Origin of the sequence: [Mycobacterium] manitobense (assembly GCF_025821665.1) — a bacterium.
Taxonomy (GTDB): Bacteria; Actinomycetota; Actinomycetes; order Mycobacteriales; family Mycobacteriaceae; genus Mycobacterium; species Mycobacterium arseniciresistens.
In genome coordinates this window covers 289,983-311,121 of the sequence record NZ_JACKSJ010000062.1, presented here as the reverse complement: position 1 = coordinate 311,121, position 21,139 = coordinate 289,983, and the positions used below count along the sequence as shown (strand labels likewise).

19 protein-coding genes and 1 other RNA gene are annotated in these 21,139 nt (G+C 66.7%); 9 read left to right on the top strand and 11 right to left on the bottom strand.

Going from position 1 to position 21,139, the window contains the following annotated elements; translation table 11 throughout:
* Positions 1-37: 37 nt before the first annotated feature.
* The 3 genes from H7I41_RS08920 (at position 38) to H7I41_RS08910 (ending at position 3,875) form a co-directional block, all read left to right on the top strand.
* A complete protein-coding gene (locus H7I41_RS08920) occupies positions 38-2,305 on the top strand; it encodes a putative bifunctional diguanylate cyclase/phosphodiesterase (RefSeq protein ID WP_264012200.1) in 2,268 nt (755 codons plus the stop codon).
* Positions 2,306-2,433: 128 nt separating this feature from the next.
* Positions 2,434-2,802, top strand: a transfer-messenger RNA (tmRNA) gene (ssrA, locus tag H7I41_RS08915).
* 134 nt (positions 2,803-2,936) lie between these two features.
* Positions 2,937-3,875: a cutinase family protein gene (locus H7I41_RS08910; protein WP_372503709.1), complete on the top strand. Its 939-nt coding sequence runs from the start codon at positions 2,937-2,939 to the stop codon at positions 3,873-3,875.
* Positions 3,876-3,976: 101 nt separating this feature from the next.
* On the opposite strand, the gene H7I41_RS08905 is transcribed toward H7I41_RS08910, so the two are convergent.
* From H7I41_RS08905 to H7I41_RS08890, 4 genes are all read right to left on the bottom strand, one after another.
* Positions 3,977-4,240, bottom strand: a complete 264-nt coding sequence (locus H7I41_RS08905; RefSeq protein ID WP_264012199.1) for a hypothetical protein — start codon at positions 4,238-4,240, stop codon at positions 3,977-3,979.
* Between the two features lie 380 nt (positions 4,241-4,620).
* Positions 4,621-5,214: a PaaI family thioesterase gene (locus H7I41_RS08900; RefSeq protein ID WP_264012198.1), complete on the bottom strand. Its 594-nt coding sequence runs from the start codon at positions 5,212-5,214 to the stop codon at positions 4,621-4,623.
* A complete protein-coding gene (locus H7I41_RS08895; protein WP_264012197.1) occupies positions 5,211-6,770 on the bottom strand; it encodes an FAD-binding protein in 1,560 nt (519 codons plus the stop codon). Before H7I41_RS08895 ends, H7I41_RS08900 begins: the two co-directional genes overlap by 4 nt.
* Complete coding sequence (locus H7I41_RS08890) at positions 6,763-7,308, bottom strand: flavin reductase family protein (protein ID WP_264012196.1); 546 nt, start codon at positions 7,306-7,308, stop codon at positions 6,763-6,765. Before H7I41_RS08890 ends, H7I41_RS08895 begins: the two co-directional genes overlap by 8 nt.
* A 124-nt stretch (positions 7,309-7,432) precedes the next feature.
* Between H7I41_RS08890 and H7I41_RS08885 the strand changes: the two genes are divergently transcribed.
* Positions 7,433-8,101 (top strand): PadR family transcriptional regulator, encoded by a 669-nt coding sequence (locus H7I41_RS08885; protein ID WP_264012195.1) that lies wholly within the window; start codon positions 7,433-7,435, stop codon positions 8,099-8,101.
* A gap of 42 nt (positions 8,102-8,143) precedes the next feature.
* On the opposite strand, the gene H7I41_RS08880 is transcribed toward H7I41_RS08885, so the two are convergent.
* Positions 8,144-9,859, bottom strand: coding sequence for a 3-ketosteroid-delta-1-dehydrogenase (locus H7I41_RS08880; protein ID WP_264012194.1), 1,716 nt, complete (start codon positions 9,857-9,859; stop codon positions 8,144-8,146).
* Between the two features lie 99 nt (positions 9,860-9,958).
* Between H7I41_RS08880 and H7I41_RS08875 the strand changes: the two genes are divergently transcribed.
* From H7I41_RS08875 to H7I41_RS08865, 3 genes are read left to right on the top strand one after another with little or no spacing between them, the layout of a single operon-like run.
* Positions 9,959-11,098, top strand: a complete 1,140-nt coding sequence (locus tag H7I41_RS08875; RefSeq protein ID WP_264012193.1) for a 3-ketosteroid-9-alpha-monooxygenase, oxygenase component — start codon at positions 9,959-9,961, stop codon at positions 11,096-11,098.
* Entirely contained in the window at positions 11,095-11,382 is a 288-nt protein-coding gene (locus tag H7I41_RS08870; protein ID WP_264012192.1) for a ferredoxin, read from the top strand. Before H7I41_RS08875 ends, H7I41_RS08870 begins: the two co-directional genes overlap by 4 nt.
* Positions 11,383-11,424: 42 nt before the next feature.
* Positions 11,425-12,204, top strand: a complete 780-nt coding sequence (locus H7I41_RS08865; protein ID WP_372503708.1) for an SDR family NAD(P)-dependent oxidoreductase — start codon at positions 11,425-11,427, stop codon at positions 12,202-12,204.
* A gap of 3 nt (positions 12,205-12,207) precedes the next feature.
* On the opposite strand, the gene H7I41_RS08860 is transcribed toward H7I41_RS08865, so the two are convergent.
* From H7I41_RS08860 to H7I41_RS08835, 6 genes are all read right to left on the bottom strand, one after another.
* Positions 12,208-12,990 (bottom strand): SDR family NAD(P)-dependent oxidoreductase, encoded by a 783-nt coding sequence (locus tag H7I41_RS08860; protein WP_264012190.1) that lies wholly within the window; start codon positions 12,988-12,990, stop codon positions 12,208-12,210.
* Positions 12,991-12,993: 3 nt separating this feature from the next.
* Positions 12,994-14,070, bottom strand: a complete 1,077-nt coding sequence (locus H7I41_RS08855) for a hypothetical protein (protein ID WP_264012189.1) — start codon at positions 14,068-14,070, stop codon at positions 12,994-12,996.
* Positions 14,071-14,190: 120 nt separating this feature from the next.
* Positions 14,191-15,129, bottom strand: coding sequence for an alpha/beta hydrolase (locus H7I41_RS08850; RefSeq protein WP_264012188.1), 939 nt, complete (start codon positions 15,127-15,129; stop codon positions 14,191-14,193).
* Positions 15,130-15,133: 4 nt separating this feature from the next.
* The gene (locus tag H7I41_RS08845; protein WP_264012187.1) at positions 15,134-15,994 is read right to left on the bottom strand and encodes an SDR family oxidoreductase; all 861 of its coding nucleotides are present in this window, start codon (positions 15,992-15,994) and stop codon (positions 15,134-15,136) included.
* Positions 15,995-15,999: 5 nt separating this feature from the next.
* A complete protein-coding gene (locus H7I41_RS08840) occupies positions 16,000-16,479 on the bottom strand; it encodes a nuclear transport factor 2 family protein (protein WP_264012186.1) in 480 nt (159 codons plus the stop codon).
* A 100-nt stretch (positions 16,480-16,579) separates the two neighbouring features.
* Positions 16,580-18,166, bottom strand: a complete 1,587-nt coding sequence (locus H7I41_RS08835; RefSeq protein ID WP_264012185.1) for an acyl-CoA synthetase — start codon at positions 18,164-18,166, stop codon at positions 16,580-16,582.
* A gap of 217 nt (positions 18,167-18,383) precedes the next feature.
* Here H7I41_RS08835 and H7I41_RS08830 point away from each other — a divergent pair, with 217 nt between their 5' ends.
* Together H7I41_RS08830 and H7I41_RS08825 are read left to right on the top strand one after the other, a co-directional pair.
* Positions 18,384-20,225 (top strand): flavin-containing monooxygenase, encoded by a 1,842-nt coding sequence (locus H7I41_RS08830; RefSeq protein WP_264012265.1) that lies wholly within the window; start codon positions 18,384-18,386, stop codon positions 20,223-20,225.
* Complete coding sequence (locus H7I41_RS08825) at positions 20,203-21,090, top strand: SDR family NAD(P)-dependent oxidoreductase (RefSeq protein ID WP_264012184.1); 888 nt, start codon at positions 20,203-20,205, stop codon at positions 21,088-21,090. Before H7I41_RS08830 ends, H7I41_RS08825 begins: the two co-directional genes overlap by 23 nt.
* Positions 21,091-21,139: the final 49 nt, after the last annotated feature.

Here is a 21,139-nt window from a genome sequence, read left to right as displayed (position 1 = left end):
CAGCGCCAATCATCTTCGCCTCTCCCTGTTCGCCGGCGTGCTGGTGCTGGCGTCGGTGAACGCGGTCGCTCCCTACGGCGACCAGGTCGCCCGCTGGGTCGGCGTGGCCCTGCAATCGGTCGTGGGCGCAGGTGCGATGGTGTGTGCGGTGACGGTCGCCCGCCGGGTCGACGGTGTCGCGCGCTGGTGGCGGTTGCTGGTCATCGCCGCCATGGTCAGCTGGCTCGTCGGCGAGCTGATCTGGCAATTCAGTGGCGCGGACGAGCGCGGTGAGGCCGCGCCGGCGGCTGCGGTGGTTGCCTACTTCCTGCCGCCCGTGCTGTCCCTGGCAGCGATGATCATCCTGGCCCGCGCCGGGGGGTTGCGCACCGCCAAGGACGGGCGGGCCGGCAATCCGCCCGTCATCGCCGCGCTCGACGGGCTGGTCGCCGCAGTGTCCTTCGCGTTCCTCGTGGTGATCGCCGGCAGCGGCGCGTTGACCGGCGCCGCGGCCCCCCGGTCACAGATCGCCGCCGTCGTGATCGCGTACTCCGCGCTGGAGCTGATCGTCGTCGTGCTTGCCGTCCTCATGGCGATGGCCTTCCAGCGCAACCGTCCCTACCGCGCGAACTACCTCCTGCTCGCCGGCGGGGTCGTCATGATCGCGGCGTCGGACAGGCTGGTCGCCTATTTCCGTTCCGTCGGCGCGGACAACTGGGACCTCTGGGGCGGCATCGGCGCCATCCTCGGGCCGCTGAGCATCATGTTCGCCGTGCTCGACCTCCGGCCACAGCCGTCGAGCGCCCGTGCGCAGGACGCGATGGACTGGGTCCGGTCGGTCGTGCCCTACCTCGGTTTCCTCGGCATCGTCGTCCTTGCCGCCTACCACGTGTTGATCGGACGCAGTCTGAGCACCGCGGTGGTGGTTCTCGGGGTGGTGATCGTCCTGCTGGTCACCGCACGACAGGTCGCGACGATGCGCGCACAACGACAGCTGACCGCTCGCCTGTACGAGGCGCAGCGCCGACTCGCCCACCAGGTCCATCACGATCCGCTGACCGGTCTACCCAATCGGGTGCTGTTCGCCCAGCGGCTCGACACAGCGTTGACCGACGGCGGCTTCGTGCTGATCTTCGTCGACCTCGACGACTTCAAGGAGGTCAACGACCGGTTCGGCCACGCGGCGGGGGACGAGCTGCTGCGGGCCGTGGGGGATCGTCTCCGGGGGTGCGTCGGCGCCACCGACACGCTGGCCCGTATCGGCGGCGACGAGTTCGCGATCCTGATCGACGACGAGCACGAGGCGCCCGAGGTGGTCGCCGACCGGCTTCGGGTCGCGCTGCGTGATCCGTTCGCCGTGCACGGTTCGTCGGTCCGGGTGCGCGCCAGCATGGGTCTGGTCCGGCCCGGAGTCTACGAACCGCGTCCGACCTCCGACGATCTGCTGCGGCAGGCGGACATCTCGATGTACGCGGGTAAGCGGCTCGGCAAGGACACCGCCGTGGTGTACCAGCCGTCGTCGGGCGTATCGGTCGACTTCCCGACCGCGTTGCGGCGGGCGAACGGCGACACGCCGGAGGGCTTCAGCCTCGCCTATCAGCCCGTCGTCGATCTCCCGCACGGCGGATTCGTCGCCGTCGAGGCACTCGCCCGATGGGCAGCGCCGAACGGCATGCAGATCCCGCCGGAGACGTTCGTCGCGGCGGCCGAGGGCGCCGGGCTGGGCGCTGCCCTCGACGCTCTCGTGCTCGACCTGGCCTGCAGGCAGGTGCAGGCCGCCGGGCTGGACCTCGACATCCACGTCAACATCGGCGCGGCCCGACTGGGTAACCGGGCCTTCGAGCAGCTGGTGAATCGGACATTGGGCCGCCACGGTGTGGCACCGAGGCGGCTGGTGCTCGAGGTCACCGAGACGGTGCCGATCGTGGACCTCGCGGACGGCGCCGCCGCGATCAGGCGGTTGAGTGCCGGTGGAGTGCGGGTGGCCCTCGACGACTTCGGCGCGGGGTTCAATTCGCTGACGTACCTGCACGCCCTGCCCGTGCAGATCCTCAAATTGGACCGCAGCCTGTCCGCAGGTGCCGAGCACGACGGCAACCTGGCGGTGTATCGCTCGGTGGTCGGCCTGGCCGACGCGCTGGGTCTGCAGGTGATCGCCGAAGGCATCGAATCGCAGGGACAGTCCGACGTCGTGTTCCGGGCGGGTTGCCGGATGGCGCAGGGCCATCTGTTCGGCCGGGCGATGCTGATCGACGAGATCGCTGCCGAGCTCGTTTCCTCCACCACATCCCGCGAGCGCGCGGGGCTGGCGGCCGACACGCCGTAGATCGCGGGCATCGGCGCACGCTCGCGCCCTGCCGAGGGTGCGTGCCGCGACACGGAACAATCGACTGGAATCGCTCGTTGATGTGGGCGTACCATTGATTTTCCTGCCGAACTTCGGCGGGTGTGCGAGGGGCTGAACGGTTTCGACTTCGCGCATCGAATCAAGGGAAGCGTGCCGGTGCAGGCAATTGACCACCGTAAGCGTCGTTGCAACCAATTAAGCGCCGATACCAATCAGCGCGACTACGCCCTCGCTGCCTAAGCGACGGTGTGTCTGTCAGACCGGGAGCGCCCTCGGCCCGGACCCTGGCATCAGCTAGAGGGACCCACCCATGGGTTCGGTCGCGGAACCCATGGGGACATCAAACAGCGACTGGGATCGTCATCCTGACTTGTTCGCGTGATCAGGAGATCCGAGTAGAGGCATAGCGAACTGCGCACGGAGAAGCCTCGAGGAAGTGCCGTAGGACCCGGGTTCGATTCCCGGCAGCTCCACAAGGAACCAGGCCAGGGCAAAAGCCCTGGCCTGGTTTGTGTCAGTGTTCACCGCAACGGGCCGCATTCACATTCGCTGAGAACCTTCTAACGCGCACGACTAGTGCGTATCTGCTGGCTAAGGGTAGATTCGCGCCATGCCACCTCGTTGCGGGCGTAGCTCGCGTGCGACGAATGCGCGATTGGTGTGCCGCTGGGCCGGCCGTGGCGCGGTTGCGCTGGCCATCGTCGCCGTTCAGCAGTGGATTCCGAGCGCTCTACCGGTTGCGTCCGCCGCCGATTGCGCCGACGCCGAGGTCGTGTTCGCCAGGGGCACGGACGAGCCCGAAGGCATCGGCGTCGTCGGCGCTGCCTTCGTCGACTCGCTGCGCGAGCAGGCCGTCGGCATGAACATCGCGACCTACGCGGTGGACTATGACGCGGGCAAGCTGCAGCTGGGCAGTGGCGACGGCGCCAAGGACACGATCAAGCACATCAAATCCATGGCGGCCACGTGCCCCGACACCAAGATCGTGTTGGGCGGGTACTCGCAGGGCGCGAACGTCGTCAACATCGTCGCAGGTAACCCCATCGTCGGCATCGCATGGGGCGAGTCGATGCCGTCGTCGCTGGCGGGAAACATCGCGGCGATCGCCACCTTCGGAAACGTCGCGAACCGCTCCGGTACCAAGCTGCCATCCCAGTCCGCCATGTTCACCGGCAAGGCGATCGACCTCTGCAACCCAGCCGACCCGATCTGTCACGCAGGCCAAGGCAACGCATGGAGCGGGCACACCGACGGCTACGTCCCCGCGTACACCACGCAGGCCGCGACTTTCGCGGCGTCCAAACTGCTGGCTGGTATGACCCAATCGGTACCCGGCTTCGGGCCGCCGACAGGGTATGGACAGCTGCCGGGATCTGCCATGCAGGCGCCCGTCTACGCGTCGCCGCCGCAGGGCACCGACCACATGCCGCCGGGGTACGTCGCGCAGACGCCGGCGTATGGCCCGCAGACACCGGGCTACCAGCAGTCACCCGGCTACACCTCGTCCGTGCCGGGGTACGACCCCTCGGTCGTGGCCGGCTTGCCCTGACGTTTCTCGAACTCGCATGGATGGGGCTTTCTCCTATGGCGAGCTTCTCACCGTAGGAGCATTGGCCCGGTCGGTGGAGTTCGGCTGATCGCGATTTCGCCCTAATCGGACGTGGCCGTGTACTTACCGTTCTTGTAATGGTCGACGTGCAGCCCACCGCCGACGTCTGTATAGGTGCAATCCGAGTACCTGTTGCCGTCCGGTCCTACACCCGTCTCGTACCTGCCTCCCGCGGACTTGCATTCGGATTTGATCGTGCCCTCGGGGAGTGCGTTGGCAAGGGGGCTTGCCCCGAGCGCGACGCCCGTCATGAACGCGGCTGCGGCAACGCCGAGACCGATTCGAGTCACGATGGTGGAAGTCATGGGATTCTCCTTGTCCTGGCCCTGAGGTGAGCCGGTTGCTGGAGATCGTATGAAGGCTGCAGTGGCGCCTGATATCCCTATGGGAGCCATGTTTTTCAGTCCACTTGGGTAGGTCAGGCTTGCCCCGAGGTAAGGGGGCCGGGGCAGGAGGATTCCCGCCCGTCCTTGACCGAGGTCCCGTCCTCATCTGCACTGGCGATGATGAATGTCTAGCGCGCAGAGGTGTTTCCGATGTCACCGCGGCGGAGGATGCCGCAGGCCGGTGCGCCTGTTCTGTAGGACGCCGAGGTGGTGTTGATGCCAGTCTCACCGAGGTCGACGACGGGCGCTGGCGCATATCGGCTTTCGACCACATCTGACGGGACAGTCTGAAGCTGCCGTCAACCGGCGTCAATGTCTCGGGGTCGGATGAAAATGCCCTGCGCGTCGACCGTGACGTTGCCATCGCGCAGAATGCGACCCCGCGCATAGGTCTTGCGTCCTTGCTCGTGCTCCACCCACGCCTCCACCCGGAGCCGACCCAGCAGAGTCGGGCGAAGGTAACGCAGTTGCAGCGTGCCGGTGTAGGCGGGACGTCCTGGCCGGTGGGCGGTGGCGCCGAGCACGTGGTCGAGGAGCAGTGAGCAGACACCGCCGTGCACGTGGCCGACGGGCCCCTCGTATGCGGCACCCAGGTCGACATCGGCACTGACCTGGCCGGTGCCGTCGCGCTCGACGATGAGCGGGGGAGCGATGGCATTGCGTTCCCCGATCACCACATTCCCGCCTGTCGTGGGGCCGCGGTTGGCGATTGCATGCATGCCGAACGAATCCGGCATCAGCCGTTCCCCCAGCAGGCCAAGAGCGGCGGCCACATGCGCTCGGGCAGCCTCTTGCGTGGCCGTGTCGACCTTGGTGCGGATCACCCTGTCGATCAGTGCCCGCACCGACTCTGTCAGCGGTTCATGGGCGCCGAGTTCGCCGTCGGTGGTCACTGCGATGCCCGGCCGGCCATGTCGAGAGCGGCGAGGTGGCTGAACAACAGCGACGCGCCGATCGGATTGCCGCCGCCCGGATAGGTGGTGCCGGTGACCGCCGCCATGGTGTTGCCGGCCGCGTAGAGCCCAGGAATGGGTGCACCGGACGTGTCGAGTACCCGTGCGTTGGTGTCGGTCCGCAGACCGCCCTTGGTCCCGAGGTCGGAAAGCCCGAAGACCGCGGCGTGGAAGGGCGGCTTCTCGATCGGGACCAGGGGCAGCTCTCCGCCGGAGAACGCTCGATCGTAGGGTTCTTCACCGCGTCCGAAGTCGGTGTCGCGGCCACTGGCGACCAGGGCGTTGTAACGGGCGACGGTGGCGCACAGCGCGCCGGCCGGCACGTCGATCAGCGCCGCGAGGTCGTCGAGGGTCTCGGCCGTGTGCCACAGACCAGCCGACCGGTAGTGCGCGGGATCCACCATCGAGACGTTGGTCGCCTTCACCGGCGGCGTCTCGCCCTCACGGTCGTCGTAGATCATCCAGAACGGCAAAGCCGTGCCACGCGAATTCATCTGATCCAGTACCGCACGACCGAGCCGGTCATAGGGGGCGGACTCGTTGACGAATCGCTCACCGGTCCCGTCGACGAATATGCCGCCGGTGAACCAGAGGGCGAAGGCCGAGCGGCCGTCGGGGTGGGTCAGTCCCGGCGACCACCAGGCCTGATCCATCAGGTCGGTGTCGGCTCCGACGCGGATCGCCGCCTGATGTGCGGCCCCGGTGTTGCCGGGACACCCCATGCTGTCGTCGGCGCGTCCCGGCACACCCCAGTACCGGCGCATCCAAGGGTTCTGTTCGAAGCCGCCGGCTGCCAGCAGCACCCCCTGCCGCGCGCCAATCCTGACTTCTTCGCCGCCGCGGTCCACGACGGCTCCGGTCACCGCGCCGTTGCCCGTGGTGATCAACTCGACGAGGGGCGAATTCAAATATGTTCGTGCCTGAGGAAACCGGCTGAGCGCCCACAGAAACCGGCCGATGAGCGCCCGCCCCCCGCTGAGCATCGGCGGGGCCGGATGGCCTAGACGTTCGGTGTCGAGCGGACCACGGATGACGTCGGCCAGAGCTCCGAGCGCCGACGCCGACACCGGTACCGGCACGATGTGCCGCCGCCCGTCGGCGCGCGCACCCGGCACCGATCCGTAGTAGTCCGGCCACGGAAGTTCGGCGAAAGCGAAATGCGTGTCGCACTCGAGATATTCGATGAGTCGCGACCCGCCCGCCACGTAGGTCTGCTGCAATTGGTACGGAGTTCGATCGCCGACCACCGCGTGGAAGTACTCGAGCGCCTGCTGCGGGCTGTCGTCGACGCCCGCTCGGTGGATCACCGGATTGCCGGGGAACCACATGCCTCCACCGCCGGAATACGCGGTGGTGCCACCGAACTGGTCAGTCGCCTCCACAAGAGCGACCGACAGGCCCTCCCGCGCCGCGGTGTATGCGCCCGCGACCCCGCCGCCCGACCCCACGACGACGACATCCACCTCGTCATCGAAGGTCACGGCGTCGTCAGGCATCGCCCGAGCCCGCCGCCTCCAAGCATCCGGCGAAGCCGCCGAAGTCACCCCGGAAGAACAGCAGGGGCTCCCGCTGCGGGTCAGCCCGGAGTGCGGTCACCCGGGCCACGACGATGGTGTGGTCGCCGGCCTCGTGTTCGAACTCGATGTCGGCTTCGATGGAGGCGAGCACACCGTCGAGGACCGGGGCGCCGTTCGACCCCGGTCGCCAGGCGACGCCGGCGAACTTGTCGCCACCGCTCTTGGCGAAGCTCCAGCAGACCTCCCGCTGGTCGGCGGCGAGGACATTGACGCACAAGGAACCGGTCTCGCGGATCCGTGGCCAACTGCTCGAGCCGTTGGACGGGCAGAACGAGATGTAGGGCGGGTCGAGCGACACCGATGTCACCGACTGGCAGGTGAAGCCGAGCGAACCTTCACCGCCGTATCCGGCCACCACGGCAACGCCGGTGCAGAAGTGGCCCAACACGCGACGCATCACCGCGGGATCGGGAGAGCAGTCCTCGACGCTCGTCTGGGTGGTCTCGCTGATCGTCATCACCATCCTGGGCCGGGTTCGGAGTACCTCAACTGTCGGCGGCGCACAACGCACTGGCAAGTGGCGCTCCCGATCAGCGGATGACGCGACGACCGCTGCGACCAGGAGTTGTTAGCCTGGACAAATGCCATCGAGTGCCGACAGGCCGAAGGTGACCGCGACAGGCTGGGCCCTGCTCGGGGTGCTGTCGTATGAGGACGAGCTGTCGGGTTACGACATCAAGAAGTGGACCGAGTGGAGCTTGCGGTTCTTCTACGGTAGCCCGGCCTACAGCCAGATCTACACCGAACTCAAGAAGCTCGAAGAGCAGCATCTGCTCACCTCGCGGGTCGAGAACGACGGCGGTGCACGTAGCAAGCGGCTCTACAAGATCACCGAAGCCGGATCGGCTGCGTTGCGGGAATGGGCCGAAAAAGCGCCTGTCGACCCGCCGCAGCTCAAGCACAATCCTCTGCTGAGAGTGACGTTCGGGCACCTGACCAATCCGGCCCGACTCAAAGAGATCATGCAGGAGCACGTGGCGTTCGCCGACCGGATGCAGCGCGAAGCCGCCGTCGAGGCGAAGTGGGCCGAGGTGGAACCCGCCTGGGCATACGGACGCGTGGCACTGCAATGGGCCGAGCGCTACTACGCCGCCGAACGGGAACTGGCGCTCAAAGTGATCAAGGACCTCGACGAGGCCGAGGAAGCCTTCGCGAAGGCGCAACCCGCTAGCGACAAAGGGACGCCGCCCTTGCTGCGCGACTCCTGGTACGAGATCGAGCGCAGAGTGCAGGCCGAAGAGCCGGAGTAGTCCGTCCGTTCACGTTGGTGCGTCTCTGACGCATCGGCCGCTCTACGTCGCGTGTTGTGCGGCGTCTCGGGCGGCGATGTATCCGTACACCAGTCCCTGCGCGATCGTCGCGCCCGCGCCCGGATAAGTCGTCCCGAACGCGTTGGCGGCAGTGTTACCGATCGCGTAGAGACCGGTGATCGCGGTGCCGTCCTCCCGCAGCACCCTGGCGCGCTCGTCGGCGCGTAGGCCGCCACAGGTGCCGAGGTCGCTGAGCACCATCTTCACTGCGTAGAACGGCCCGCGGTCGAGCGCCCGCAGATTCGGATTGGGCGTCACCGTGACATCGCCGTAGTAGCGGTCATAGGCGCTGCGCCCGCGCCCGAAGTCCGAATCCTGTCCGGCTCGAGCCATCTCGTTGAAACGAGCGATGGTGGTGAGGAAGTCGGCGGAGGGCACCCCCATCCTGCGGCCGAGTTCGCCCAGATCGCCGGCGCGGTGCGCGATGCCGGCGTCGTACCACGAGGGCGGAACCGCCATGCGAGGAAACAGTTCCGCCGCGAAGACGTAGCTGTTGCGGTACTGCTGGTCGAACACGATCCACATGGAGTCGACCGGATCACCCGTCCGCTCACGTTCGAGCACACACTGTCCGAAGGACATGTAGTCGGTGGCCTCGTTGACGAACCGGCTGCCGGTCTGGTCGACGATGAGTGATCCGGGTAGTGACCGCTCTGCCAGCATCACCTTCGGATCGGCGTCGGGCAGGGCCGCCACGGCGGGGAACCACCATGACTGATCCATCAGATCGATTGCAGCGCCGATGTCTTGAGCGACGCGGATCGCATCGCCGGTGTTCGTCTCCGCGCCCAGGCTGGCATGTTCACCCAGCGACTCGGACTGGAACTTCCAGCGCATGTCCATGCGGTGGTCGAATCCGCCGGCCGCAAGCACGACGCCGCGCCGCGCTGTCACGTTGATCTCCCTGCCCTGTTGGTCGACGACCACCGCACCCCTCACCTGGCCGTCGTCGTCAGTGGTGAGGCGCTGTAGCGATGTCTCGGTCCATACCGGGATACCGGCCCGCAAGACCCCGGCGAACAGTCCCGCCGCCAGCGCTTGACCGCCGGCGGCGTACCGCCGGCCCAGCAGTAGGCCACCGACGCCTTGGCCGAGCCGCTTGAGCACCACCGGTAAACCCTTGCGGGGCACCCGTGACATCAAGTTCAGCCAGCGGTAGTCCGCACCGGTGGTCGGCATGGGGATCTTGACCTCCATGACCCCGGGACGCAGCCGCGAGCGATGCCCGCCGAGCACCGCAGTGTCCAGCGGCCGGCACTCGCAGGTCCGACCCGTCGCGCTGCCTCCCGGCTGCTCGGGGTGGTAGTCGGAGTACTCCTTCGCCCAGAAGAAGCGCATCGGTGTGGTGCGGCGCAGTAGGTCGACGGTCGCGTCGATGTGTGCGAGGAATGCGGTGGAACGTGACGAGGGCGCGGTGCCGTCCACCACCGCATCGAGGTAGGTCCGGGCCCTCTGCTGGGTGTCGCCGCCCCCGTCGCCGTCGATCACCTGGCTGGCGGGCAGCCAGAGCGCTCCACCGGAACGTGCCGTCGACCCACCGATGTATTCGGACTTCTCGACGATCAGCACCGACAGCCCGTGATCGCTTGCGGCCAGGGCCGCAGCCATACCGGTGCCCGACCCAACCACCAACAAGTCGATGATGGTGTCGTTGACGGGCAGGCCCGTCGGGATGGTGCTGTGCGGCGCAGTGGTCACGAACCGACGTTAGGTGGCTCGGGCGGAGGAAGGCATTGCCTGTCCTGATGAGCGGAACAGCAGGTTTCTCGCTGCGGCCAACGGCGGTAGAACAGTGCCATGACGCTACAGCCCGATGTCGAGGTGCGGCACATCGAAGCCGATGCGGCGCCGACACGCTTCGCCCGCGGATGGCACTGCCTCGGTCTGACGAAAAATTTCGGTGATGGTCAACCTCATTCAGTCAACGCCTTCGGCAACAAGTTGGTGGTGTTCCGTGGCGGCGACGGCAAGATCAACGTCCTGGACGGGTACTGCCGGCATATGGGTGGGGACCTGAGCCAGGGCGAGGTCAAAGGCGACGAGATCGCCTGCCCGTTCCACGACTGGCGTTGGGGCGGTGACGGCCGCTGCAAGAAGGTGCCGTACAGCAAGCGGGCTCCGCGACTGGCGCGCACGGCGACGTGGACGACACTCGAGCAGGACGGAATGCTGTTCGTGTGGAACGATCCTGAGCGCAAACCGCCGCCGGATGGCGTGACGATCCCGCGGATCGAAGGAGCCACCAGCGACGAGTGGACCGACTGGCACTGGTACACCACCGTGGTCGGCACCAATTGCCGTGAAGTCATCGACAACGTGGTCGATATGGCGCACTTCTTCTACATCCACGGATCGCTGCCCACGCATTTCAAGAACGTGTTCGAAGGTCACGTGGCGATCCAGTACATGAACAGTGCCGGCCGTCCCGACATGCAGCCACTCGAGGGGCCGAAGATGCTCGGCACCACCTCGGTAGCCGGGTATCACGGTCCTTCGTTCATGATCGATGACCTCACGTACCACTACGAGAACGTCGATCACCGTACGGTTCTGATCAACTGCCACTATCCCATCGACGCCGAATCGTTCGTGCTGCAGTACGGCATCATCGTGAAGAAGTCGGAGGCGTTGACCGACGAGCTGGCGATGCAGACCGCGATCGGCCTTGGAGATTTCGTGAAGATGGGCTTCGAGCAGGATGTCGACATCTGGAAGAATAAGGCGCGCATCGACAACCCGCTGCTGTGCGAAGAGGACGGCCCGGTCTACCAGCTGCGCCGGTGGTACGAGCAGTTCTATGTCGACGCCGCAGATGTCACCCCGGACATGGTCGACCGCTTCGAGTACGAGATCGACACCACCCGCCCCCGGGAGGAGTGGATGAAGGTCGTCGAGGACAACCTGGCGGCCAGACTCTCGGCGTCGAGCGCCGGATGAGCATTCGGCCGGACAACCGGCTGGACGACGCGCCGATGGTTCCGGTGACCTGCCGGGCCTGCGGGGCGGGCGTGTTGGCACGCAAGAGCACCTGGGAGCAGACGAGTGTGCAGTGGAACGCTGAGGCGGTGCGTACATGTCCGCAGCGCCGCGCCGCCGAGGAGCTGGCTGCACACGGTCGCCCCCCAGTATTTCTCTCCTGCTCCGAGCTGACCCATTCGATCGTGGACGCGGTGCGCGGGGGCCGGTTGCAGATCGTCGACGAGGCGCCGGTCGCGCCTTAACCTCGCTGTGTGACTCACTCTTCTGACACAACCGTCGCAGTGGTGACGGGCGCCAGCCGCGGTGCCGGCCGCGGAATTGCGCGAGCTCTGTCGAACTGCGGATGGCGGGTGTACGCAACCGGCCGAACCGTGGTCGAGACCGGCGACGAGGCGATCGCGGTACCGCTCGACCATCGTGACGACGCGGCGGTCGCTGCACTGTTCGCCCGGGTCGAGCGGGAAAACGGCCGGCTCGACCTGCTGGTCAACAACGCCGCCGCAGTGCACGATGAATTGACCGGACCGAACCCGTTCTGGCAGAAGCCGATCGACTTGGTCGACATCCTCGATGTCGGGTTGCGATCGGCCTACGTCGCGTCCTGGCATGCGGCCCCGCTTCTGTTGCGAAGCAGAGCGGGCTTGATCGTGTTCACGTCATCCCCGGGCTCTGTCTGTTACATGCACGGCCCGGCGTACGGCGCGCAGAAAGCCGGGATAGACAAGATGGCGGCCGACATGGGAGTCGACTTCCGCGATACGCCGGTCGACGTCGTGTCTCTCTGGATGGGGATCCTGCTCACCGAGAAGATGCGAGAAGTGTTCGGCGGCGATCCAGTAGGCCTGCGTGATTTCGCGCAGCACGCCGAGACGCCGGAGTTCACCGGCTGGGTCGTGGACGCCCTCTTCCGCGACCCGGACCGGGCGGCGCTCAGCGGCCATACCCTGATCAGTGCCGAGCTGGCGCAGCGCTATGGAGTCACGGACGAGGGAGGACGAACTCCGCCGTCACACCGCGAGATGTTGGGCGCGCCACGGACACCGAGCGAGGTCGTCGTGCGCTGACGATCAGGCGTGGGCGCCGCCGTCGATGCGGATCTCGGTGCCGGTGATGAAAGCTCCGTCATCAGAGGCCACCATCGCGATGACGGAGGCGACCTTGGCGGGCTCGCCCAGGATGCCGCCGTCGTCCTGCGGCAGGATCGGTGTCTGCTTGGCCCACAGGCCGAGGTCATAGCCCTCGGGCATCTTGTCCAGGGTGCTCAGCGCCAGCGCCGTGGACACGCCACCGGGCTGGATGTTGACCGCGCGCAATCCCTGCTTCGCGTATTCGAGTGCGAGGCAGTGCGTGAACGCCAGGATCCCGCCCTTGCTGGCCGCGTAGGCCGCCATGTACGGGTGAGCGAAGGACGCCGAGGTGGACGTGAAGTTCACGACCACGCCTCGGCCGGATTCGCACAGCGCCGGTAACGCCTGGCGGGTCATCAGGAAAGTGCCGGTCAGATTCACCGCCAAGGTGGCGTTCCAGTCGTCGAGCGTGTGCTCGTGGGTGTGGGCGCACCGTTGGATCGCCGCTGCGTTGACGAGGACATCCAGTCCGCCCAGGTCGTCGACCGCGCCGGTGACCGCGTCGGTCACCGAGTGTTCGTCCGAGATGTCGAGGACCGCAGTGGTCAGCCGCTTGTCGGTGCCGGCGTCGGCAGCGGCCGACACTGTCTGCGCCAAGCCGTCCTCCGAGATGTCGAAGGCGACGACGGTCGCTCCCTCGTCGAGTAGACGAGCGACGGTCGCCTGACCGATACCCGATCCTGCACCGGTGACGATGACTCGGCGATCGTTGAATCGGTCCATCGGTCAGGCCATCTGGAACGCCGACAACGGCGCTTCGTCGGGGTAGATCGCCGGCCCGCCGAGGTCGTAGGCGGCATTCAGCGCACCGATGAACTGCGGGTCGTGCAGCGGCTCACCGGGCACGTCCAGTTTGATGCCCTTGGCGCGCAGGTCGTCGACCATCATGCCGATCGCGCGGTCGATGGTCAGGTCGTCGGAGTGGTCCATGTTCTTCTTGAGCTCGTCGAAGTCGGAGAACACCTCGGCCGACCAGTGCACCAGGAAGCGTAGTTCGTCGGTGTGGTGCCGCGCGATCACATCGTCGCCGTTTTTCAACAACCATTGGTCGCGGTCGTTCGAGTCTCCGGTGAAGACCGTATCGAATGCCAGACCGGCCGGGACCTGCTGCTGTAGCGGGCCGTTGGCTTCACCGCGGTGCACCATCATCTCGTTCTGCACGACCACTCCACGGTTGTAGACCGGCGGCAACAGACGCTGCGGGGCCTTGAGTGGACCGTCGGGCCAGTAGGTGAACCCGCTGCTCTCGTCTAGTGAGAACCAGGTGATCACCTGTGCCATCTTGATCAAGTAGTCCTGGAACAAACCAGATTTCCCCATCACACTGCAGAGCCACGTCGGTGCGTTCTCGTGACGCACACCGCGAAAGCTGGGGGAGTCCAGGTGGCCGGGGTCGCGGTTTGCGCAAGGTCCGTTGATGTTGAAGAGCATCAGCTCGGGCTTGGCGTATTGGGCGTTCCAGTAGCTCTTGGCCTGGTTCAGGAACGTCTCGTTGTAGAAGCAATCGTGCAGTTCCGGGTAGAGCACGGCGCCGTAGTTCGCCAGGTAGCCACGGAATGTCGGGGTGAGGAACAGGTCGAGTGACGGCTCGAAGCCTTCGGGGAAGGCGCCACTCATGGTGGCCATCAGTTCGTCGGCCGAAGCGAAATGCTGCGCGATGATCAACTTCCACGGGCCCTGGGTCCGCACGACGTCGAGCAGACGCTCCCGCTGGTCGTCGCTGTAGACATTGTCGATCTCCCGCGGCGGCGAGGCCGGGCGCAGCACGTCCGACAGCTCCATGCGCCGATCATCAGTCAGCATCGGATCTCCTCTAGTTCCATCGGGCGCTCGGCAGCGCCGCCATAACGTCAATACTGGGGCGGAAAAGGCCTCCGGTGAGCTCGACTGTCCGGTGATCGGGAGGTGAACACCGGCTCACGCCTACAGGGGATGGGCGAACTTCGCGCGCAGCAACGCTCCGGTCTCGGCGATGGCCAACCGGCCGCGGGCGGTGGCGTCCGATCGCATCAGGAAACCGTGATAGACACCGGGATATCTGGTCAGGGTGGTCTGCACACCTGCATCACGAAGACGCAGCGCATAGCGCTCTCCCCAATCCCGAATCGGATCGCAGGCCGCGGTCACCACGATCGCCGGCGGAAGTCCGACCAGCTCGGTGGCCATTGCCGGGAACCGGTAAGGGGCAGGCGGCGTGGTCACGCCGCTGTCCGCGAGCTCGTGCATGTAGTCGATGTCGTCGCGGCTGAGCATCGGTGCGTCGGGCATGCTCACGATCGACGAACACGTCATGTCGCGGTCGAGGCCCGGGTACATCAGCACCTGGCACCGGATAGCCGGCCCGCCACGGTCGCGTGCGGCCAGCGACACCGCCGCCGCCAGTGAGCCGCCTGCGCTGTCCCCGATCACGGCGAGCCGATCGGCGTCGACGCGTAGTGACTCCGCGTTGACTGCGACGTGTGCGGTGGCGGCGTAGGCGTCGTCGAACTGCGCCGGCGCCGGGGCCTCGGGAGCGAGTCGGTAGTCCACGGACACCACCGTCGCCCCACTGGCCGCGGCCAGTTCCCGGGCCAGCGGCTCGAACGAGTGGTTGGATCCGAGCACCATGCCGCCGCCGTGGAAGTAGACGAGCACGGGAGCGTCGGCGTCGCCCGCGGGTCGGTAGATCCTCAGCGGAATGGGCCCAGCCGGGCCCGGAGCGAGCCGGTCCTCGACACTGGACATCTCCGGCATCGCATCAGGATGCGCTGCCGCCTCGACGGTTCGGCGGACCTCGGTCAGGCCACGCTGCCGCATAGGGGGGATCACTCCGAACGCTGCGACGCGCGCGGCGGCGTCGGGATCCAAGACGTACCTGGACATCCCGTCAGTGCTTCGCGGAGTCGAAGCGCTGCTTGGTCTTCAGTACCGGTGCGCGCTGCGAGGTGAGCACGTCGGCGCGCTCGGCCATCGCCGACCCGACGTACTCCGGCTGGGTGAGCAGATAGAAACGGCCCTCGGCGGATTGCTCGAAGACCACCTCGGCCGCCGCCACGGGATCCATCGCCTCGGCTTTGATGTCGAGCATGGCGCTGCGTTGCGCTTCGGCAGCCCCGATGTCGCCGTCGGAGACGCCGCCTGCGGACTCGAAGATGTTCGACACCACCGCACCCGGCAACACCGCCTGCACGTGGATGTGGTCGTGCCTCGCCAGTTGCGTCTCCAACGCCAGGCATTCGGTGAGGGCCAGCACCGCGTGCTTGCTCATGATGTAGGGCGCCTGAAGCGGCACCACCGCGACACCGCCGATCGAGGACAGGTTCCACACCCACGCCGGCGATCCGGCGGCGATCATGTGCGGAAGGAACGCACGTATGCCGTTGAAGACGCCTGAGATGTTGATGTCCACCAGCCGCCGCCAATTGGCGACTGGGGTGTCCCACAGGAAGCCGAACTGTTCGACACCGGCGTTGTTGACGAGGAGACGGACCCGCCCGGCGTCGCGGTAGGTCCGGGCGGCGAGTTCCTGCACCGCGTCGAAATCAGTGACATCGCAGACGACAGCAAGTGCATGAACGCTCTGCGCAGTCAGTTCGTCGCGCAGCGCGGCGATGGCGTCGCCGTCGATGTCGGCCAGGATCACCGTCATCCCGAGCCGGGCAGCGTGACGTGCGAGCCCGGCGCCGATGCCGGCACCGGCGCCGGTGATGACGGCGACACCGCCGGAGAAGGTCTCGCGGGCGTCCACGCCGCTCAGGCGCCCGCGCCCGCGTCGGCGGACATCTCTGCCAGCAGCACCGAATTCGTGGTGTCGAGGACCATTTCCATCTCGGTGAACTCGAGCCCGCTCGCGCCGCGGCGCACCGCGACGTTGGCGACGCCGCTGGACACCGCGAACGGCACAAAATTCGTGATCTGGTTGACGAAAATGTAGAAGCGGGCACGGACGGTGCCATCGTGGGTGCCCGTGCGGTGGATGTTGGTGGCGTGGTGGCGCAGCGGGTAGGGGCTCTGGCGGCGATGGTCGGTGAGCCATTCCATCACGGCGTCGCGGCCGTGCAGATCGGGCGACATCAGCTCCTCGAACGGGCTGGCCCCGGAATCGCTGCGAGTGATGAAGCGGATGTCTTCGGCTTTCGCCGCCGCCATGTCGTCGTACAGCGCCTCGTCGTAGGCGTACCAGTAGCCGGAGACGAAATCCTGAAGTTCCGCCAGGGTGATGTCGTTGCTCATGTCGGCCAGTCAAGCCCCCTTGAGGAATCGGAAACAGGGGCGTGACCGGTGAGCGGAACACCATCAGCCGGCGATGAGGTTCCACAGTCCGGCATCGTTCTCAGTGACTGTGCTCGAGGCTGAACCGCTGGCGCAGATCGCGCTTGAGCAGCTTGCCGCTGGGGTTCTTCGGCAGCGCCTCGACGAAGAACACCTGCTTGGGAGCCTTGAACCCGGCCAGGTGCGCTCGGCAGTGCGCGATCACGTCGTGTTCGGTGATGTCGGCCCCCTCGCGCAGCACCACAGCGGCGACAACGGCTTCCACCCATACCGGGTGAGCCAACCCGAAGACCGCAACTTCTTGTATTCCGTTGTGGCGATAGAGGACTTCTTCGACCTCACGACTGGCCACGTTCTCCCCGCCCGTCTTGATCATGTCCTTCTTGCGGTCGACGACGTGGAGTAGCCCGTGCTCGTCGTAGTAGCCGAGGTCACCGGAGTGGAACCAGCCGGCACGGAAGGCTTCCGCCGTCTTGGCCGGGTCGTCGAGATAGCCGAGCATGAGATGGGGGCTGCGGTGGGCGATCTCGCCGATGACGCCGGTGGGCACCGGCGAGTCGGCGGCGTCGAGGATGGTGGTCTCCACGTTGAGCACCGGGCGCCCGGCGGAGCCGGCGTGCGCGTCCTGCTCGTCGGGGCCGAGCGCCGAGGCCAGCGGCGCCATCTCGGTCTGTCCGTAGAAGTTCCACAGCCGCAGGTCGGGGAGGCGTTCCCGCATCTCGGCGAGGATCTCCGTCGGCATCGCCGACGCACCGTAGTAGCCCTTGCGCAGACTGGACAGATCGACCTGATCGAAGACCGGACAGCGCAGCAGGCTGATCCACACCGTCGGAGGCGCAAAGTAGTTCGTCACCCGGTACCGCTCGATGGTGCGCAGAACCGTCTCGGGATCAGGGAGTGCCAGGATGATGCTGGTGGCTCCCAGGTAGATGTCGGTGGCCAGGAAGTTGTCCAACTGCGCGCAGTGGTACAGCGGCAGGGAGTGGATCTCGACGTCGCTACCGGACATGGCTCCGGCCAGGATGGTGCTGACGTACTGCGACATCAGGCTGCGACTGGTGTGCATCACCGCCTTGGGCCGCGATTCGGTGCCGCTGGTGTACATCAGGCGCAGTAGCTGCTCGTCGTCGATATGCGGGCGCGGGGCCGGGCTGTCGGTGTCGAGCCACGTGGCGAAGTCCTGCCATCCCGGCGGCGGGGTGGCCCCGTCGGGGGTCAGCGCCACCGTGGTGGTGACCGCGCCGCCGCGCCGCACGGCGTCCTCGGCGGTGGGCGTCAGCTCGGCTTCGACGATGAAGCCGGTGACCCGGCTGTGGCCGAGCAGATAGGCGATCTCCTCGGCGGTGAGCATGAAGTTCACCGGCACCAGCACCACGCCCGCACGCGCGGTGGCGAACGTCAGCACGGCGTACTGCCAGCAGTTGTGGGACAGCAGCGCAATCCGGTCACCGACATCGAAGCCGTTGTCGCGCAGCGCTGCTGCGGCGCGGTCGACAAGCCGATCGAACTCTGCGAACGTCAGTGTGACCTCGCCGTCGACGATCGCGGTCTTGTCGGGTTGCCGGCGGGCCGACCGCCGCGGGATGTCACCGAGTGCGTGGCTGCGAGCCCGTGCGACCAGGCTGTCGGTGTCGAGGTCGCCTTGCATGAGGGCAGCCAAACACGAACCACCCCCGCTCACCGATCGCTGTCCCGCTCAGTAGGCACATACGGTGCTGTCACCGGGGAGCGGTTCGATACTCGGTGACGTGACGATTGACGCCGCAACCCCGACGACGCACGACGCCTCCCAGGTCGACCTCGAGGCGCTGAGGACCCACCTGCGGCAGGCGGATCCGGGCGTACTGGTGGCGGTGCTGGCACAGATGACCGATGACGCGTCGGTGCTCGACCGGTTCGCGCCGAAGATCTCGCACGAACCCGACCCTCCGGAGAAGAGGGGTGTCACCGACTCCGACACCATGGAGGCGATCGTGGCGGCACTGGTGAGCGCCGTCGAAGCTCAAGCGGCACCGGTGCCCGTCGACGAGGTGCTCTTCAGCCGCCTGCTCCCGCTCGCCCTCGGTTCCGATGTCGACGACGAGTTCGTCCCACTGCTGCTCGAGCAGGGCGGCTTCCAGCTGTCGCAACCTGCGCTCCCGCGTGATGTGCCGATTCCGTCCACCACGACGGTCGCGATCATCGGCGCCGGTATCGCCGGCATCGTGAATGCGCTGGCCGCCGAGGACGCGGGTGTGACCTACGAGATCTACGATCGCAACCACGAGGTCGGCGGTACCTGGTTGACGACGACCTATCCGGGCATCGGGGTGGACACCCCGTCGGTGTACTACTCGTTGTCACGCGAGGTCAATCCGGATTGGTCGAACTACTACCCGCAGGGCGCGGAATATCAGGCCTATCTCGTGTCACTCGCCGACAGGTACGGGCTTCGTGAGCACACGCGGTTCGGTACCGAAGTCGAGGCGCTGTGGTGGGACGAGGACCGCCGGCAGTGGCAGATCCACTCGGTGACTCGCGAGGGTCACCGCGAGGTGAGTCACGCCCGGGTGGTGATCACCGCTGCGGGCTACCTGAACCGACCCCGCTGGCCGGACCTTCCCGGCCGCGAGAGCTTCACCGGTGTCAGCGTGCATTCCGCGCGGTGGGATTCGACCTTGGATCTGACCGGCAAGCGGGTGGCGATCATCGGCGCCGGTTGCACAGCGGTGCAGATCGTCGATGCCTGTGTCGATCAGGTCGACCATCTGACCGTGTTCCAACGGCAGCCGCACTGGGTTGCACCGCGCAAACGGCTCTCCGACGACGTCCCGGACTTCCGCCGTTTTCTCGGACGACACCTGCCGTACTACGCCAATTGGCATCGGCTCAAGTCGTACTGGGGTACCGCGGACAACAATTATCCCGTGATCCTGCGAGACCCGGAGTGGGCCGCCGAGCATCTGTCGATCTCTCCGGCGAACGACGTGCTGTTGCAGATGTGCACGGAGTACATCGACCGGATGTTCGGCGAGGGAACAGAACTGGCGGAGAAGGTCACGCCGGATTTCGCGCCGTACGGCAAGCGCATCATCCGCGATCCCGGCGGCTACTACGCCGCGCTGACCCGCGACCACGTCGACGTGGAGGCCAGTGAGCCCGCAGCGGTCAACGCACAAGGAATCGTCACGCAGGACGGTCGACAGATCGACCTCGATGTGATCATCTACGCCACGGGCTATCACCTCGACTTCCTGTCGACGGTGGACATCCGCGGACGCGACGGGCGCACATTGCGCGCAGAGTGGGGCGACAGCCCTCGTGCGTACCGGGGCGGCACCGTGCCCGGCTTCCCGAACCTGTTCATCACCTCGGCGCCGAACTACAGCCCGGGCCACGGTGCCGGCGCGAATTTCTCGATGGAGGTGCTCGCGCACTACATCGCGGAGTGCCTGCAGTTGATGGCGATGCGCGGCGCGACGACGATGGAAGTGACACGGCAGGCCTACGACGATTACGTGGCGCAGATCGACGACGCCATGTCGCGCACGGTGTGGTGCCACACCCCCAACGCGCACACCTACTACCGGTCGGGCTCGGGACGGGTGGTGGTGGCCACCCCGTGGCGGCTGGTCGACGTCTGGCATCAGCACCGGGCGCCGATCGAGGAGCATTTCGTATTGGACGGCCGACAAGGAGAATCCGGTGGCGGATCTGCTGCGGGATAAGACCGCACTGGTCACCGGAAGCAGCCGGGGGATCGGACGGGCGATCGCCCAGCGACTGGCGGCCGAGGGCGCCACCGTGGTGGTGACTGCGCGTTCCCACACGCCGTCGCCCTCGGTGCGCGCGGGAGGGGCGATCGCGCTGCCCGGGACGATCGGCGAGACGATTGCACTCATCGAGGCGGCAGGTGGCACGGCCATCGGCCTGGCGGCCGACCTCGAAGACACCGTGCAGCGTGAAGCACTGATACCGAACGTCATCGAACACACCGGCCGACTCGACATCCTGGTCAACAACGCCGGCTATGCCGACTACTCGGTCATCGAAAAGATGGCGATGAACACGTTCGACCGCACTGTCGAGCACTACCTGCGCACGCCCTTCGTCCTGTCGCAGGCCGCGATTCCGCACATGCGCAGCCGCGGTGGCGGGTGGATCGTCAACATCGGCTCGGTCACCGGCATGGCGCCGGTGCGCCCCTTTCGCGAGTACAACAAGAATTCCGGAGACGTGGTGTACGCCTCGCTGAAAGCGGCACTGCACCGGTTCACCCAGGGCCTTGCGGCCGAACTGGTCGACGACAACATCGCCGTCAACTGCGTCGGCCCGTCGACGGCCGTGCGCACGCCGGGTGCATCCGACCTCATTCCCGAGACCTTCCCGACCGAGCCCGTCGAGTACCTGGCGGAGACGGTGCTGGCCATGAGCCACCTGCCGGCGGCGGAACGCACCGGACTGGTTGCGTTCAGCCTGCACTACCCGTGGTCGCAGAACCTGCCGGTGCACAGCCTCGACGGGACGGGTCTCATGCCGCCGCTGACGCCACCGGCGACGGCGAATCCGAACATCCTCCCGGCCGGGGTCTAGTTCCAGAAACGTATCGCGGCCTCGCGACCCATCGCCGACGCCGAGCCGG